Origin of the sequence: Moraxella sp. ZY210820 (assembly GCF_030674635.1) — a bacterium.
GTDB lineage: Bacteria > Pseudomonadota > Gammaproteobacteria > Pseudomonadales > Moraxellaceae > Acinetobacter.
Map to the genome: position 1 here is coordinate 44,674 of NZ_CP089978.1, position 15,276 is coordinate 59,949.

General features: G+C 36.3%; 14 protein-coding genes. 8 read left to right on the plus strand and 6 right to left on the minus strand.

Going from position 1 to position 15,276, the window contains the following annotated elements; genetic code table 11:
• Positions 1-23: 23 nt before the first annotated feature.
• From plsB to rpsO, 3 genes are all read right to left on the minus strand, one after another.
• Positions 24-2,594 carry a glycerol-3-phosphate 1-O-acyltransferase PlsB gene (gene plsB, locus LU301_RS00250; protein WP_305271351.1) on the minus strand — a complete coding sequence of 857 codons (2,571 nt, stop codon included), beginning with the start codon at positions 2,592-2,594 and terminating at the stop codon, positions 24-26.
• 206 nt (positions 2,595-2,800) lie between these two features.
• Positions 2,801-4,888: a polyribonucleotide nucleotidyltransferase gene (gene pnp, locus LU301_RS00255; protein ID WP_305271354.1), complete on the minus strand. Its 2,088-nt coding sequence runs from the start codon at positions 4,886-4,888 to the stop codon at positions 2,801-2,803.
• Positions 4,889-5,302: 414 nt separating this feature from the next.
• Positions 5,303-5,572 (minus strand): 30S ribosomal protein S15, encoded by a 270-nt coding sequence (gene rpsO, locus LU301_RS00260; RefSeq protein ID WP_305271357.1) that lies wholly within the window; start codon positions 5,570-5,572, stop codon positions 5,303-5,305.
• 312 nt (positions 5,573-5,884) lie between these two features.
• Here rpsO and LU301_RS00265 point away from each other — a divergent pair, with 312 nt between their 5' ends.
• The 8 genes from LU301_RS00265 to LU301_RS00300 all read left to right on the plus strand — a co-directional run bounded on the left by LU301_RS00265 (position 5,885) and on the right by LU301_RS00300 (position 12,258).
• Positions 5,885-6,634, plus strand: coding sequence for a hypothetical protein (locus LU301_RS00265; RefSeq protein WP_305271359.1), 750 nt, complete (start codon positions 5,885-5,887; stop codon positions 6,632-6,634).
• Positions 6,635-6,704: 70 nt separating this feature from the next.
• Positions 6,705-7,043, plus strand: a complete 339-nt coding sequence (locus LU301_RS00270) for a HopJ type III effector protein (RefSeq protein WP_305271362.1) — start codon at positions 6,705-6,707, stop codon at positions 7,041-7,043.
• Positions 7,044-7,109: 66 nt separating this feature from the next.
• Positions 7,110-7,904: a nucleoside triphosphate pyrophosphohydrolase gene (gene mazG / locus LU301_RS00275; RefSeq protein ID WP_305271365.1), complete on the plus strand. Its 795-nt coding sequence runs from the start codon at positions 7,110-7,112 to the stop codon at positions 7,902-7,904.
• Between the two features lie 10 nt (positions 7,905-7,914).
• Positions 7,915-8,268, plus strand: coding sequence for a ComEA family DNA-binding protein (locus LU301_RS00280; protein ID WP_305271368.1), 354 nt, complete (start codon positions 7,915-7,917; stop codon positions 8,266-8,268).
• Between the two features lie 100 nt (positions 8,269-8,368).
• A complete protein-coding gene (locus LU301_RS00285) occupies positions 8,369-8,935 on the plus strand; it encodes a hypothetical protein (RefSeq protein ID WP_305271371.1) in 567 nt (188 codons plus the stop codon).
• Between the two features lie 63 nt (positions 8,936-8,998).
• Entirely contained in the window at positions 8,999-9,946 is a 948-nt protein-coding gene (hemF, locus tag LU301_RS00290; protein WP_370692206.1) for an oxygen-dependent coproporphyrinogen oxidase, read from the plus strand.
• Between the two features lie 190 nt (positions 9,947-10,136).
• Positions 10,137-11,780: a nitrite/sulfite reductase gene (locus LU301_RS00295; RefSeq protein ID WP_305271374.1), complete on the plus strand. Its 1,644-nt coding sequence runs from the start codon at positions 10,137-10,139 to the stop codon at positions 11,778-11,780.
• Positions 11,773-12,258, plus strand: a complete 486-nt coding sequence (locus tag LU301_RS00300; RefSeq protein ID WP_305271377.1) for a DUF934 domain-containing protein — start codon at positions 11,773-11,775, stop codon at positions 12,256-12,258. Before LU301_RS00295 ends, LU301_RS00300 begins: the two co-directional genes overlap by 8 nt.
• 141 nt (positions 12,259-12,399) lie before the next feature.
• On the opposite strand, the gene LU301_RS00305 is transcribed toward LU301_RS00300, so the two are convergent.
• The 3 genes from LU301_RS00305 to guaA are packed head-to-tail and all read right to left on the minus strand — an operon-like array spanning position 12,400 to position 15,273.
• The gene (locus LU301_RS00305; RefSeq protein ID WP_305271379.1) at positions 12,400-12,930 is read right to left on the minus strand and encodes a hypothetical protein; all 531 of its coding nucleotides are present in this window, start codon (positions 12,928-12,930) and stop codon (positions 12,400-12,402) included.
• Positions 12,931-12,945: 15 nt separating this feature from the next.
• Entirely contained in the window at positions 12,946-13,650 is a 705-nt protein-coding gene (locus LU301_RS00310; RefSeq protein WP_305271381.1) for a hypothetical protein, read from the minus strand.
• A gap of 60 nt (positions 13,651-13,710) precedes the next feature.
• Positions 13,711-15,273 (minus strand): glutamine-hydrolyzing GMP synthase, encoded by a 1,563-nt coding sequence (gene guaA / locus LU301_RS00315; protein ID WP_305271384.1) that lies wholly within the window; start codon positions 15,271-15,273, stop codon positions 13,711-13,713.
• Between the last annotated feature and the right edge of the window lie 3 nt (positions 15,274-15,276).

The following is a 15,276-nucleotide window of genomic DNA, read 5'->3' on the forward strand; positions in this document are numbered from 1 at the left end:
TCTGAACCATTATAAGTATATTCTTATTTTGCTTTACGCTTTGCACGGCGTTTTGCATTTTGTTCCGCAACTTGATTAAGTGCAGATTGTAATTCATCTTCACTCAAATTAGTTACTGCTTGCAACATACGCAAAGTAGTATCATCTAACACATATTGTGCATAATTTGCCATATTCACCATACGCTCATCATACTCAATCTGACCTTGCGAGTTGGTATTGATATAATCCAAACGGCTCAATTCTTTTAAGAAACTTTGGAATAACGTTTTATCAAAAAACTCTGGCGAATTAGATTCATATAATGCCGATAAACGTTGCCCTAATAAATGACTTAATTCCTCTACTTGTTTAGTTGAAATTGAGCCAGAATTACGCTGTTGCATGAGCATGATACTCATATAATAACGTGTTAAACTTTGCTGTACCAATGCAGAAAGTAACTTAATACGTTGATAGCGTTGTGTATTTGGCAATGGTGCAGTTAGAGTAACACCATTTTCACTTTCAATTAAACGTAATTCAAGTAAAGCATTAATATTTTGTTCAATTTGCTCGTCTAGTTCAGTTACTGACCATTTTAAGAACATTTCTGCTTTTAAGAATGGATATAACTCTTTGATAATTTGCATTAAATTATCACGTTGCATTTGTCCGTTACGCACGACAAGCGTGGCAATTAATGCAGGAATCACATAAGTATGCAACACGTTATTACGGAAGTAGGTTAATAAAATAGCTTGTTCACTTTCTAAACTGATGATATTACCTAAAACGTGCGTTGAACGCTTAATTAATTTCAGTTGTAAACCATATTCAATAATTTCTTTGCCTGATAATGCTGTAATTTGCATATTATCATCATAATGGCTCAGGTGTAATAATTGACGATAATTATCAAGTAATTTAATACATAAATTTTCATCAAGCGTATATTTATCGGCTGATAATAGTGCCAATGCTAATAAATTGACAGGGTTAATCACTACCGCACTATTAATATTGGCTAAAATCTTATAGGCAATATTATTCATTGCCTGTGAAACTTCATTTGGTAAGCTATCATCATTATGCTGAATACGCACATTTTCAGCATTTGTTTTAGCTAAAGCTTTTTCTAAAAATACTGGTTCGCCAAAATTCACATGAACTTTACCGAAAATACGTTCAATCTTACGGATACTTTGTAATAAACCAAATAATGACTCTGCTTCTTTAGGCTTACCTTGTAATTCGCCAATATAAGTTGCACCTTCCATTAAACGTTCATAACCAATATAAGTTGGCACGAAAACAATCGGTTTTGGTGTAATTTGATTTGGATTATCTGCTGCATGAGTTTTAGCACGCAAATAGGCATGTGTGGTCATGGCTAACATACCAGTTTTAGGATTTAGCAAACGCCCTGAACGTGAACGACCACCTTCAATAAAATATTCTAATGGCGTATTGCGTGCTACCACACTATATAAATATTGTTTAAAAACAGAAGTATAGAGTGCATTTCCGCCAAATGAACGGCGAATAAAGAACGCACCACCTTCACGCAATAATTGCCCGACAAATGGCATATTTAAATTATCGCCAGCAGCAATCAATGGCACACGCAAACCACGATTAAAAATTACATAAGAGAGTAATAAATAATCAATATGGCTACGATGACATGGCACATAAATCACTTCATAATCTTGGGCAAGTTCACGCACTTTATTAAAATTATGTACTTCTACACCATCATAAAGTTGTGTCCATAAACGTGTTAAAGCTAACTCGGCAAAACGTACTGTTGAAAATGAATAGTCTGATGCAATTTCATTAACATAGCCAATCGCACGTTGTTCAGCTTCTTGTAAGCTAATTTTATCACGGATACTTTCTTTACGAATGGCATCTTGTACATCAGGCGACTTAATTAAGCTATTCATGACATTACGGCGATCAGATAAATCAGGTCCTAAAATCGCTTCCCGTTTTTTATCCATATCATGATTAAGCTTATTGGTAATATAAGTAACAGGCGAAATATTAGGCGAAATTTCTTGAGCAGTCGTAATTAAGGCACGCAATGATTGTTTATCATGAAATTCAATATAAGTATCTCGTCCATGTAAACCGATATTCATTAGTTGTTTCATGGCATTTGGCGTTGCCCAAGTATCAGTAAATAAAAGTTTTAATAATGAATCTTCTTTATCTGGTGCACGACCCCACAAAATTGAAATCGGCACCAAATGAATATCCCAATCTTGATGTTGCTGTAAAAATTGAATTAATCGTTCTAAACGTGGTGGAAAATTTTGTTCACCACGACGCTGTTTTTCATGATGTAAATAAAAAACAGATACTTTTTCGCTTTGTCCTTCTAATTTTAATGGGTCAAGCAATGCTGGGAGTTTTAAACGGCGTGTTTCATTATCTGCAACCGTTGCATTACTACTCGAATGGGTTTGCAATACATAACACACCGCCACTTTTTGTGCAGTATCATTAGTTTGTGTCAGTTGTTGTGTAGGGTCTTCTCCCCAAACTGTCGGTTTAACCACTAAATCTAACATTTTACCAGACATTTTACGGTAGAATTGACCAAACATAGTTTGCCTCGTTGTTTGAATTTTAAAAGTGCTATTTTACAATATCTTGATGAAATGATGTAGGTTTATTATAAGATTTAAACAAGAATGTATGATGAAATTGATATTTACTATATTAAGAGTCTAGCATACTTTTTAAACCATAACCTAAAAATAAACCCCAAAAGTATTTCACTCTTGGGGCTTAATATCAGATTAAACTCAAATTAACCTTGCGGAATATCTTTCATGGTTAATTTAATACGTCCACGATTATCCACTTCTTGAACAAGTACATTGACGATTTGTCCTTCTTTTAATACATCGCTGACATTGGCAACACGCTCATTTGAAATTTGCGAAATGTGAACCAAACCATCTGTACCTGGAAGAATGTTTACAAATGCACCAAATTCAGCCAAACGTACGACTGTACCTTGATACACTTTCGCCACTTCAACTTCAGCAGTAATCGCTTGAATCTTCGCTACTGCCGCACGAGCAGAGGCTTTTGATTCACCAAAAATACGTACTGTACCGTTATCTTCAATATCAATCGCAGCACCTGTTTCTTCAGTAATTTGACGAATCGTTGCACCACCTTTACCAATCACATCACGGATTTTATCTGGGTGAATGCTAATCACTTCAAAAGTTGGAGCAAACATTGAAATTTCAGGTCTTGCACGAGAAATCACTTTATTCATTTCATTCAAAATGTGCATACGACCTGTATAAGCTTGATTTAAAGCGATTTCCATAATTTCTTCGGTAATGCCTTCAATCTTAATATCCATTTGTAGTGCGGTAATACCATTGGCTGAACCTGCAACCTTAAAGTCCATATCACCAAGATGGTCTTCATCACCTAAGATGTCAGAAAGTACAGCGAAACGTTCACCCTCTTTCACCAATCCCATCGCAATACCTGCCACAGGGGCTTTGAGTGGCACACCTGCATCCATTAATGCTAATGATGCACCGCATACTGATGCCATTGATGATGAGCCATTTGATTCAGTAATATCAGACACCACACGCAATACATAAGGGAAACGGTCAATTGGTGGTAATACTGCTTGCACACCACGACGTGCTAAACGACCATGACCAATTTCACGGCGTTTTGGACCAGATTCACGACCTGTTTCACCCACAGAATACGCAGGGAAATTATAATGTAACATGAAATTATCTGTTTGTGTGCCTGCCAATGTATCGACCATTAACGCATCACGAGTATTACCCAATGTTGCAGTTACAAGGGCTTGCGTTTCACCACGAGTAAACAACGCTGAACCGTGTGTACGCTCCAATACACCAACTTGTACATCTAATTGACGAACTGTTTTGGTATCACGTCCATCGATACGAGGTTTACCTGATAAAATATTATCACGCACGGTACGATATTTTAAATCTTCAAATAAATATTGCACTTCTTCCGCAACGCCTTCTTCGGCATCTTCAGGCACAAATTGAGCAACCGCTTGTTCATACAAAGCATCTAAAGCGGCATAACGGTCTTGTTTAATTGCAATGGTATAGGCTTCAGAAATTTTTGCTTCAAATGCTGATTTTAAGTTTGCACGCAATTCTTCATTGTGAGTTGGAGCAACCCAATCCGATTCGGCAACGCCAACCGCTTGAGCAAATTCGTTAATCGCTTGAATGGCGATTTGTTGTTCATCATGCCCGAACAATACCGCACCCAACATTTGGTCTTCTGATAATTCTTTTGCTTCAGATTCAACCATTAACACAGCACTTTCTGTACCTGCAACCACTAAATCCAAGTCAGATTGTGCCATTTGCTCATAATTTGGGTTAAGTACATATTCACCATTGATTAAACCAACACGAGCCGCACCGATTGGACCACGGAATGGTGTACCTGCAATCGCTAATGCCGCTGATGTACCAAGCATCGCTGCAATATCCGCTTCCATCGTCTTGTCTGATGAAATGACAGTTGCCGTTACTTGTACTTCGTTATAATAACCTTCTGGGAATAATGGACGGATTGGGCGGTCAATTAAACGAGAAATTAAGGTTTCCGCTTCTGTTGCACGACCTTCACGCTTGCCATAGCCACCTGGGATACGACCAGCAGCATATTGTTTTTCTTGATAATTTACCGTTAATGGGAAAAAGTCAGTACCTGCTTTTGCCGTTGGTGCAGCCACCACCGCAACTAAAACCGTTACACCCCCCATGGTAATCACGACACTTTTTGCTTGACGTGCAACACGTCCTGTTTCTAAAGTTACGGTATATTGACCGTATTGAAATTCTTTACGAACGATATTAAACATTGTATATCCTAAATAAATATTTGATTTCATCTAAGCTGATTTTTAAATATTACCAATTTTTACTATTGAACTGTTGTAGGGTGCGTATTACGCACCTTACGATTAGAAAATATTTTTATCTCTAAATATTCAATAATTAAGGGCAATCTTGATTATCAAACTTAGCTTTTGATTAAAAATAAAACTGTTGTCAGCCCCTAAGTTTTATTATCATCTTCAATGTTCTAATAACAAAACTTAGAAGCCCAAAATCAACATCTATGCTTTATTTTTCAATCGATTAAAAACAACAAAAAGAGACACATCGTCTCTTTCTGCATTTATTTTACGGCTCAATGCCCAACGACATTAAACCACGATGATTTTGCGTCCAATACATTATTATTGCCATCATCAGCAAAATCACCTGAACAATTAACGGCGTAAACCTAATGCACCGATTAATGCAGTATAACGCTCACGGTCTTTACGGTTTAAGTAGTCCAATAATTTACGGCGTTGGTTAACCATACGAATCAAACCACGACGGCTGTGATGGTCATGTTTATGCTCTTTGAAGTGACCTTGTAAGTCATTGATTTGAGCAGTTAATAACGCAACTTGAACTTCTGGTGAACCAGTATCGTTTTCGCCACGAGCAAATTTTGCAATAATTTCAGCACGTTGTGCAGTTGTTAAGGCCATTCGATGTCTCCGAGATGCTTAAATTTAAAAAAATTGATATAAAAAGTATTATAAATACTTCCGCCGTGCATCACTACAGCGTAATTCTATCTATTATACCCCTTTTTCTAGTATTTGTAAAAAATAATTTGTCTATTTTTTCACAATATTAATTCCACCTTCAACTCATTGTAAGTTATTGATTTTGTGTAGGATAAGAAGATAGTTCGTTCTTACTGATTATTTTTACGCTTTAATTGTTGTTATTTTTGAGAGTATGTTATATATTGAACAAGATATGTTGATGAAAATATCATCTTTAGGAGTCATATGATGAAAAAATTATTGATAGCAACAACCATTACAGGGGCGATGTGCTTAAGTCTTACTGGCTGTTTTACTACAGTCGCACTACTGGAAACAAAAGTTTTACATTATAATACCGATTATCAGCAACAAGCACAAGACAGTATTGTTGGTTTTGTCATTCATAAAGAAAACAATCAGTTGATTATGCTTGGTAACAAATATGTGTATGTGTTTAATAATTGTGAAAGCAAAGATTGTCATTCAGATAGATTAAAACAGATTTTACAAAATCCACAATTTTTGCAGTTAAAAAATATGTCGTGGACAACACGAGTTCCTTCTCAGTATAGAATCCCTTCTAAATATGAAAGTAATAGTGTTTTGTTAAAAGCAGATAATAAGTTTGCCTTTGAAGCTGTCTTCTCTTTTATCCCACAAGATGAAAAAGAATTTAAATTTTTACAACAGATGGGGCTTCTACTACAAGATGAGCATATTTCTAATATTGGACGACAATATCGCCCGCCATTGTATCTTTCTGGGCAAATGTATGAACATAATGACTCAACACGTCAATTACTCAAAAATGCAAAACCATTGAGTAAACAATATACCTTTAGTTTATTAACACAAGAAACTAAAACCTCAGTGCGTGGTGGTAATTTAGTAAAGCGTATTTTGATTTTACCTTTTGCTGTAGTGGGTGATATTTTGTTCTTACCTGTACAAATTTCTGCTGTAAAAAATGTAAAAAATTGGCCTGGTAAAATTTAGTTATTTAATGCTCTAGTTGTAATCTCATTCATTTATGTTATGCTAATACAAATTATTGAGAGAATTGATTATGTCAGACATTCAAACTTTGGTGCAACAAGCACAAAACCAACAAATCCAATTTAGCGATGTCATTGCTTTTATTGAAGCACGCTATACGCATACGCCAACCGCATTTAAAAATGGTGCAAATCAAAACCAAGCGACTGAAAATCAAGGTAGTGCAAAAGTGTTGTATTTTGCACAATTAAATGGTTTAAGTGCTGAACAAACATTACCATTATTTGCTGAGCATTATCAAGCTGTATTAGCAACACCAGAAGCAACGGACCATCAAAATATTCGCCAATTTATACAACATGGTTGGAATGGCGTAACATTTGATGGTGTGGTTTTAACTGCAAAATAATTGCTATTATTGATGTGATAACCCTAAGCATTTATAGTGTTTAGGGTTTTATTTGGAATATAAAATATGCAAAATTTATTGGCTTTAATGCAATATTTACGCCAAAACTGTGCGTGGGATAAACAACAAACATCACGGAGTCTCACACCTTATGCCATTGAAGAAGCGTATGAAGTTGAACAAGCTGTTCGTTCTGGCAATATTGATGCGATTAAAGAAGAATTGGGCGATTTATTATTACAAGTTGTATTTCAAGCACAAATTTATAGCGAACAAAATGCGTTTGATTTTTATGATGTAGTACATAGTTTAGAACAAAAGTTAATTCGCCGACATCCCCATGTGTTCCACGTGGAACAATATGCACATTATGATACACAACAAATCAAACAATTGTGGCAAGACATTAAACAACAAGAAAAGCAACAAAAATTATCCACCATGAATGATGAACAACGCCGACTTGCGGGGTCTATTTTGGCACAAGTCAAACATGGTTCAGCACTGATGCAAGCACAAAGTGTACAACAAGTTGCCCAGCAAATTGGTTTTGATTTTCCTGATGTAGATTCAGCTTATGCTAAACTTGATGAAGAATTAACCGAATTACAACACGCCATTACACAGCAACAACAGCCAGAAATCGAACAAGAATTTGGCGATTGTTTATTTGCCTTGATTAATGTAGGACGTAAATTGGGTATATCATCAGAAGTAGCATTATTGGGAACGATTGCTAAATTCCGCCAAAGATTTACCATTATTGAACAACAAGCCCAATTACAGGGACGTAAAATTGATGATTTAACCCTTGCGGAAATGGATAAATTATGGGATTATGCCAAGACTTTAGAAACTTAGGAATGTGAGTATGAAACTTTCACAATTTGTTTTGGCGGGTTTATTATTCGCTGGCACACTATCAGCACAGGCAGTTGAACCAACAAAACCTACAAATGCACAACCTACTTCCACAGTAGTCAAATCCACGACTGTGAAAGAGATTACAAAAGATACTAAACCTGCATTTTCAGGTAAAGTAAATTTAAATACGGCAACTGCTAAAGAATTGCAACAATTAAACGGAATTGGTGCAAGCAAAGCCAAAGCTATTATTAATTATCGTAAAAAGATTGGTGGTTTTAAAAAGATTGAACAATTGAAAGAAGTGAAAGGTATTGGCGAAGAATTGTTCAATAAAAATAAAGCACATCTTGGACTTTAAAACTATTTTAAACTATGTAGGATTGATAATGAAAATTATTCGTCCTATATTTTTGTGTTATAATTCAAAAACTATATAAAAAAAATCGGAGATTGCTACTATGTCTGATGTAATAGAAGTAATGATACACAATCAACTTTATCGTTTTTGTTCTTTTCATGGAGATGTTGCTGAAACGAGTCGTCAACGTGAAACTTTAGTCTCTGGCTATGGTGGCGGCGGAGCAACTTATGATGGAACAGGAGCAACGGCACCTGTGAATATTTCATCAAAAACCATTGTTCATGATGAGTTTTTCCTAGTGAATGAACAAGGAGAAGAAGAACATTTTCATTTACAAAATTGGACATTACCTACCCGAGTAGGACATAAAGTGCAGATGATTTGGATTATTCCGCCTAAGAAAAATCAAGGTCCATATGCAGTAATGAATAATAAGAATTTACGTCAATCTGAATGGGCTGATGGTAAAATTCGAGAGTTGGCAAAAAATCATTATAGTATGATTAAATGGGGCGGTTTGATAGGTGCTTTTATTCTAGCGATGATGTTTAAATCATTTTGGTTACTTTTGATTGTGGCAATTGGTTCATATCTCATTTATCGTAAAAAAGCAGGCGAAGTTGAACGTGAAATTCGCCAACAATTAGAGCAGATGTTGATATAAACCATAATTATTTTATGGAATTATGTTATAATCAATCTTATCAATATTTATTAGGAGCTTATCATGAGCCAATTTGCAACAACTGCTGATATGTCAATCAATGAAAAAATCCAAAAAGTACGTGAATTTTTATTGGATTTACAAGCTCGTATCTGTGCAGGATTAGAACAGCAAGAACGTAACGGTGGCGGTACAGCTGAATTTATTATTGATGATTGGCAACGTGCTGAAGGTGGTGGTGGTCGTTCTCGAGTATTGCAAAATGGTGAAGTGATTGAAAAAGGCGGTGTGATGTTCTCACATATCGATATTAAAAATCTCCCAGCATCGGCTACAGCACGCCACCCAGAAATTGCAGGTGCAAAAGCTCAAGCCTTAGGTGTATCACTCGTTATTCACCCTAAAAATCCTAATGTGCCAACATCTCATGCAAATGTACGTTTATTTGTGGCACAGAAAGAAGGACAAGAGCCAATTTGGTGGTTTGGTGGTGGTTTTGATTTAACACCATTTTATCCAAATGATGAAGATTGTATCGCTTGGCATCAGAAAGCTTACGATTTGTGTCAGCCTTTTGGTGAAAATGTATATGCTGAACATAAGCAATGGTGTGATGATTATTTCTATTTGAAACATCGTGATGAACAACGTGGTATTGGTGGATTATTTTTTGATGATTTAAATCAATGGGATTTTGAAACCTGTTTCCAATATATACAAGCGGTGGGTAATGGCTATTTGCAAGCGATTATTCCGATTTTCCAACGTAATCAAGATAAACCTTATACACAAGCACAACGTGATTTCCAGCTTTATCGCCGTGGTCGCTATGTTGAATTTAATTTGGTTTATGATAGAGGTACCATTTTTGGTTTACAAACGGGTGGGCGTATTGAATCGATTTTAGTGAGTTTACCAAATTTAGCAGGTTGGTCGTATCGTCCAGAGTGGCAAGGCGATGAGCAAAAATTGACCGATTATTATTTAAAACCAAGAGATTGGTTAAATTGATAATAAATTATCGTATTTTATATGAAAATATTATAAAAAACCGTAGACTATGATTAAGAAAATGGTTACGGTTTTCTTTTTTATTCATCTTTATCACTAAAATAACCAATGAATATGCAAAATTTATATTTTTATTATATATAAAATCCATGTATGCTATACGTTATTTTTTTAAAGACTAGCTATCGCCATGTACTTATATACCGATTTTGACCAACAACTGATTGATGAGCGTGTCGCTCAATTTAGAGACCAAACCCAACGTTATTTGGCGGGCGAATTATCTGAAGATGAATATCGTCCATTACGCCTACAAAATGGCTTATATGTACAACGTTATGCACCAATGTTGCGTGTGGCTGTACCTTACGGTTTAATGAACAGTAAGCAACTGCGTAAAGTTGCTGAATTAGCCAAAAATTATGACCGTGGCTATGTACATATTTCGACACGACAAAATATTCAATTCAATTGGCCTGCCCTAGAAGATGTACCTGATATGTTGGCAGAGTTAGCTACTGTACAAATGCACGCTATTCAAACCTCAGGTAACTGTATTCGTAATACTACCACTGACCAGTATGCAGGCGTGGTTGCAGGTGAAATTGCTGACCCACGTCCGACTTGTGAATTGATTCGTCAATGGAGTACTTTCCACCCAGAGTTTGCCTTTTTACCACGCAAATTTAAAATAGCAGTATCCGCCTTAGAAGAAACTGACCGTGCGGCAACCGCATTCCATGATATTGGTGTATATATTGTTCGCAATGCACAAGGCGAATTAGGTTATAAAATCAATGTTGGGGGCGGTTTAGGACGTACACCAATTATTAGTAGCGTGATTAAAGAATTTATTCCACGAGAAGATTTAATCGCTTATTTAGAAGCGGTATTACGTGTATATAATTTACATGGTCGCCGTGATAATAAATATAAAGCACGCATTAAAATTTTAGTCAAAGCATTAACGCCAGAAGTATTTGCACAAAAAGTAGAAGCAGAATTTGCTTATACCAAACAGCAACTTAAAATTCAGGCTGATGTTTTACACAACATGGACAATGAGTTTAGACCATTTGATTATCAAAATTTAGATGATGTTGATTTTAATGATTTATTTAATCAATATCCAAAATTTAAACATTGGTTTAATATTAATACTCATGCCCATAAAGTGAAAGGCTATCGTATTGTAACCATTTCTTTAAAACGAGCGGGTATTGCACCTGGGGATATTAGCACTGAAGAAATGAATTTAATCGCTGATTTAGCGGATAAATATACTTTTGGTGAATTACGCACCACACATGAACAAAATATTGCCTTAGTTGATGTGCCACAAAAAGATTTATTTGAATTATGGCAAACTTTAGAGCAAGCGAATTTAGCCCGTGCTCATATTGGTTTTATTACCGATATTGTGTGCTGCCCAGGGGGAGATTTCTGCTCATTGGCAAATGCTAAATCTATTCCGATTTCTGAAGCTATTTCTCGCCGTTTTGATGATTTAGATACCGTTTATCATTTGCGTGAATTAGATTTAAATATTTCTGGTTGTATGAATGCCTGTGGTCATCATCATGTTGGACATATTGGCATTTTAGGGGTTGATAAAAAAGGCGAAGAGTTTTATCAAATTACCTTAGGCGGTAATTCTAATCATGATGCGTCATTGGGTGATATTTTAGGGCCCTCATTTGCGGCGGAAAAAATTCCAGATGTCGTAGAAGAATTGCTCAATACCTATTTAGATTTGCGTGAAGGCGAAGAACGTTTTATCGATACCTATCGCCGTGTGGGCATTAAACCCTTTAAGGAGCGTGCTTATGCTTAATTTAACTGCTGATGTTGTATATAAAGATGGTTCAATTATTGCCAATAGCTATCAAGCGATTGATGAAAATGGCAATATTCCTGCAGGTGATGTATTATTTCGTGTGGAGCAATTAGACTCTTTGGCTCAAGCACAGGGGAAAAAGGCGTTATTGATTACCGTTGAAACATCTCCAGAAGAACACCAATTTCCACTTGCAGAACTCGATGCAATTTTTATTGAATTTGCAGGTTTTGCTGATGGGCGTGGTTATTCTTTTGCGACTTTGCTCCGCCGTCAAGGCTTTAAAGGCGAATTGCGTGCTGTGGGTGATGTGTTTAAAGATGTACTCAATTATTTAAAACGTTCAGGTTTTGATAGTTTTGTTTTAAAAGAAGGCAAAAATATTCAAGATGCAGTAAAAGGTCTCAATGATTTTACCACGCCGTATCAAGCATCGACAGCGGTGGAACAAGCCAATTATCAAACAGGAAAATAATCATTTTTTAATGATAGATTTTCTCTAAAATAAGGGGCGAAAAATTATTTGCCCCTTTATTTGAAAATAATTACATGAAACAGACAAATGGATGAATACTATTTTTATAAAAACATGATAAAAATTAGATAGTTAATTTCATCAAAAATCAAATAACCTAAAAACATCTGCTGTGCATTTTGGTGCACTGGTAGGTTTAATCAAAAACTCAAACGCTCTTTCATTATCTTTCATACCTGCCAAAACATCAATCTGATACCAGCCATTATCCAAATCTATGCTTGGTCTTGGATAGGGTTTATGATTAGCAATATCATTCATCATCTTATCATCAAAATTTTGTAACACTCGCCAAGTCAATAAAGTTAGTTTGCCACTTTGAATGTTAATTAGATAACCATTTTCTTTTAGTATTAATTGATTATTTTCTTGTAATAAAACCGATGTATCATCTAAATTAAATAAAATGGTATAAGGATAATTCTCAATACCTGCCAAAGCAACCATGGTGCCATTTGTTACCACTTCATCACCATAATTTGTTGTCGTAAATTCGTGTGCCAAATCATTAGATAATTGGTTTTGTTGTTGATAATGCCTTAAAACTACCACATCGGCAAGCAAAAAGTATGAATATAGGTCGTTTAGTACTTCGTTGAATTGAATAATCATTGTTTTGTACACCCTTTAAACCTTGAAATAAGCATTTGTGAAAATAATTATGCAAAATAGAATAATGCTACTAATTTTCCAATATAAATTGGGATTTTTTGCTTTAAAAATACTACAATTACTTTCATAAATTTTGAAAAATATATTGTATTTTCTCGCTTCGCCAGCGTACATCATTCCAACAAAAAAAGACATAAAAAATAATTGTAGTATAGAGTTTAATGCATCAACATCATTTCTGATTATATCAATAAACATTATTGAAAAAATAATTATTATTGCTATAACTATTGATAATAACCAAAAAATCCATTTAGAGATAAATAAAAAACACCATTCTATTTTTGTAATATCAATTTGTATTTGACCTTGATGAATTGTCAAATAATGACGAATGCTATTAATTTTATGCTCATTGAGTGAAAACTCATCAATAAGTTTTAATGCCAATGGTCGGATTTTTGCATCAACATTTAATCCAGTTGCCTGACAGTATAATTCATTTACTTTTAATTCTATTAAGCGATTTTTCTCCATATCTGGCATTTTTGGATAGTTGATTGCTTCTTCCAAAAGATTAATTTTTCTATTTTTAAAAGTTTGATAAATGCTTAAATATTGCTCAATATTTTTTATAATGTGCCATATTAGAAAAATGATTGCGATAAATACGAGATGAAAACCGTTATTCAATAACAAATTTATAATTTCTATATTCATATTTTTTCCGTCAATAAAACCGCCAATTCCTAAAAACTGACGGTCTTTAATCTTAAACTATTATTCCCACTCAATCGTTGCTGGCGGTTTACTACTTACATCATACACCACCCGTGAGACATCAGCGATTTCATTCATAATACGGGTTGAGATTTTATCCACCAAATCGTATGGTAAATGAGCAAAACGAGCGGTCATAAAGTCCACCGTTTCAACAGCACGCAACGCAATCACCCATGCATAACGGCGACCATCGCCAACCACGCCCACCGATTTGACAGGTTGGAACACGGCAAAGGCTTGGGCGGTTTTATCATACCAACCGCTTGCACGAAGCTCCTGCATAAAAATATCGTCCGCCACACGCAAAATATCAGCATATTCTTTTTTGACTTCACCCAAAATACGCACGCCCAAACCCGGACCTGGGAACGGATGACGATAAATCATATGGTGCGGAATGCCAAGAGCCACGCCAAGTTTACGCACTTCGTCTTTGAATAAATCACGCAAAGGCTCAACCAGCTCAAACGCCAAATCATCAGGCAAACCGCCCACATTGTGGTGTGATTTAATCACGTGTGCCTTGCCTTGTTTGGACTTGGCGGACTCGATGACATCAGGATAAATCGTGCCTTGTGCCAAAAATTTAATCCCATTTAATTTACGGGCTTCTTCGGAGAACACTTCAATAAATTCTCGTCCGATGATTTTGCGTTTGGCTTCGGGGTCGGTTACGCCTGCAAGGGCGGTCAAAAAGCGGTTTTCAGCATCGGCACGAATGACACGAATGCCCATATTCTCGGCAAACATTTGCATAACGGTGTCGCCTTCGTTTAAACGCAGTAAGCCATTGTCCACAAACACGCAGGTCAATTTATCACCAATCGCACGGTGCAACAACGCTGCTACCACTGATGAATCCACACCGCCTGATAAGCCTAAAAGTACCTCACTGTCGCCAATTTGTTCTTGCAATTGTTTGATACGAAGTTCAATGATGTTCTCAGAATTCCACGCATTACCACAACCACAAATGGCGTGAACAAAGTTTGAAATCAAGGTTTCGCCTTGTTCTGTGTGTGTAACTTCTGGGTGAAATTGCACGCCATAAAAATGACGGCTTTCATCAGAGGCAGACGCAAACGGACAGCTTGGTGTGCTAGAAGTAACGGCAAATCCGTCCGCCAGTTTGGTCACTTTGTCGCCGTGACTCATCCAAACTTGCGATTGGCGTTGTTCGTCCGCCATATTGGCAAGCAGTTTGTCGGCTTGGGCAATGTCAATTTTGGCATAGCCAAATTCTTTGACATCGCCTGCTTCCACCACGCCACCAAGCTGGGCGGTCATCGCCTGAAAGCCGTAGCAAATGCCCAGCACAGGCACGCCAAGTGCAAAAATGCAGTCGGGGATTTTTGGGCTGTTGTTTTCGTACACGCTTTCAGGGCCGCCAGAGAGAATGATGCCTTTGGGGTTGAAAGTCTTAATGTCATCTTCGGACATATCATAGGCGTACATTTCAGAATAAACGCCCGCTTCTCGCACACGGCGAGCAATCAGCTGGCTATATTGTGAGCCAAAATCTAGGATTAAAATGCGGTCGGAGGTGATGTTTTGGGTCATTTT

Bases quoted from the DNA above. Each gene is read 5' to 3' on its own strand.
- plsB (WP_305271351.1), bottom strand. From the start codon at position 2,594: ATGTTTGGTCAATTCTACCGTAAAATGTCTGGTAAAATGTTAGATTTA.
- pnp (WP_305271354.1), bottom strand. From the start codon at position 4,888: ATGTTTAATATCGTTCGTAAAGAATTTCAATACGGTCAATATACCGTA.
- rpsO (WP_305271357.1), bottom strand. From the start codon at position 5,572: ATGGCCTTAACAACTGCACAACGTGCTGAAATTATTGCAAAATTTGCT.
- LU301_RS00265 (WP_305271359.1), top strand. From the start codon at position 5,885: ATGAAAAAATTATTGATAGCAACAACCATTACAGGGGCGATGTGCTTA.
- LU301_RS00270 (WP_305271362.1), top strand. From the start codon at position 6,705: ATGTCAGACATTCAAACTTTGGTGCAACAAGCACAAAACCAACAAATC.
- mazG (WP_305271365.1), top strand. From the start codon at position 7,110: ATGCAAAATTTATTGGCTTTAATGCAATATTTACGCCAAAACTGTGCG.
- LU301_RS00280 (WP_305271368.1), top strand. From the start codon at position 7,915: ATGAAACTTTCACAATTTGTTTTGGCGGGTTTATTATTCGCTGGCACA.
- LU301_RS00285 (WP_305271371.1), top strand. From the start codon at position 8,369: ATGTCTGATGTAATAGAAGTAATGATACACAATCAACTTTATCGTTTT.
- hemF (WP_370692206.1), top strand. From the start codon at position 8,999: ATGAGCCAATTTGCAACAACTGCTGATATGTCAATCAATGAAAAAATC.
- LU301_RS00295 (WP_305271374.1), top strand. From the start codon at position 10,137: ATGTACTTATATACCGATTTTGACCAACAACTGATTGATGAGCGTGTC.
- LU301_RS00300 (WP_305271377.1), top strand. From the start codon at position 11,773: ATGCTTAATTTAACTGCTGATGTTGTATATAAAGATGGTTCAATTATT.
- LU301_RS00305 (WP_305271379.1), bottom strand. From the start codon at position 12,930: ATGATTATTCAATTCAACGAAGTACTAAACGACCTATATTCATACTTT.
- LU301_RS00310 (WP_305271381.1), bottom strand. From the start codon at position 13,650: ATGAATATAGAAATTATAAATTTGTTATTGAATAACGGTTTTCATCTC.
- guaA (WP_305271384.1), bottom strand. From the start codon at position 15,273: ATGACCCAAAACATCACCTCCGACCGCATTTTAATCCTAGATTTTGGC.